Source organism: Sphingomonas sp. 10B4 (assembly GCF_035019905.1).
Taxonomy (GTDB): domain Bacteria; phylum Pseudomonadota; class Alphaproteobacteria; order Sphingomonadales; family Sphingomonadaceae; genus Sphingomonas; species Sphingomonas glacialis.
The window spans coordinates 1-1206 of the sequence record NZ_JASJVC010000161.1; the positions used below are offsets into that span (position 1 = coordinate 1).

At 64.9% G+C, this 1206-nt stretch carries 2 protein-coding genes; both read right to left on the minus strand.

Going from position 1 to position 1206, the window contains the following annotated elements; translation table 11 throughout:
• Positions 1 to 99 precede the first annotated feature (99 nt).
• Positions 100 to 516 carry a DUF2924 domain-containing protein gene (locus QN347_RS19240; RefSeq protein WP_322160354.1) on the minus strand — a complete coding sequence of 139 codons (417 nt, stop codon included), beginning with the start codon at positions 514 to 516 and terminating at the stop codon, positions 100 to 102.
• 2 nt (positions 517 to 518) lie between these two features.
• Positions 519 to 1031: a DUF3489 domain-containing protein gene (locus QN347_RS19245; RefSeq protein WP_322160356.1), complete on the minus strand. Its 513-nt coding sequence runs from the start codon at positions 1029 to 1031 to the stop codon at positions 519 to 521.
• Between the last annotated feature and the right edge of the window lie 175 nt (positions 1032 to 1206).

Here is a 1206-nt window from a genome sequence, read left to right on the forward strand (position 1 = left end):
TGTTCGGCAGCCATGCTGGCCACCTTCAGGCAGAAACTCCACTTAACAGCCTGTCCAAATTTGCCGACTTGCGGGTATGGATGGCACAGCGGATCTGCTTCATGCCGCCAGCTTCCGCTTGAGGCCGAAGAACGCGGGTCCCGACCAGCGCGTGCCAGTGATCTCGCGCGCCACCTCGGACAGGCTCTGCCACTCGCGCTCGTTCCAGCGGATCACCTTGTCCTCACCGATGGTGACGACATGTGCCTTGCCGCCCCACTCGCGCACCAGCCGCATGCCCGGCGACACCGCGCTAGTCTTGGTCTTGGCCGTAGCCAGCTGATCGAGCTTGCGGGTGGTCTCTCGCGACAGGGCGCCGAACGCGCGGGCCTGGATCTCGTATGCCAGAGCCAATCGCAGCAGGCTCGGGCTTATCCGTGGCACCGGTGACGCGGTCAGCCGGGCCCACGCCTCGCGCAGATCGGCTGACGACAGGGTCGTCAGCCGGGCGATCTGTTCTTCCACGGTCATCACCATGATCAGCCTGTCGCCACGATGCGGTAGCAGGTCGCGTTGTCGCGCTTGCTTCGCTCGATTGTACGCCCTTTCTTGCGCAGGCCGGTCAGTGCCGCTCGTGTCGTATGCGGCAGCCAGCCAGTGGCGGCGATCAGCTCCGCCAGCGTTGCACCGTCTTTACGCTGGAGCAGCGCAATTACCATAGCCGCCCTGGTCTGGCGTTCGGGCTTGGGCTGCGCGGGCATCGGCGGCGTGACGTCCGGACCAGCCCCCTCCCCTTCCCCAAGGCCAATCGCCGCGCGCCCCTCCGGGGTGATGAAGACGCCGTAGCGCAGATCACCGTCCTCGCGAGCGACACCTACCGCATCGTCAGTCTCGCGATCTTCCATGAGATTGCGCTTGATCAGCGCCGCAATCGCCTTGCGTGCGCGATCGTCCGCGTTCGCCAGCGTGTCGGGCAGCGGATACACTCTGCCGCTGTCGCGCTGGCCTGCGGTGGACAGCAGGATGCTCTGCATATCGTTCAACTTCGTCATGGCTGGTCTCCGTGTTGGAGAGCGGCGTCAGCGCCGCTTCCACTAGCCTCAGCCCCGCCCGATCACCTCGGCAGGGCAGGTCGCGCCCGCCCCGGGGCTAAGAGGCTGTTTGGAAAATCGGATTTGAGGGATTCCGCTTGTCGCTGAAGTATGATTCAGAGCTTGGATGTGGACC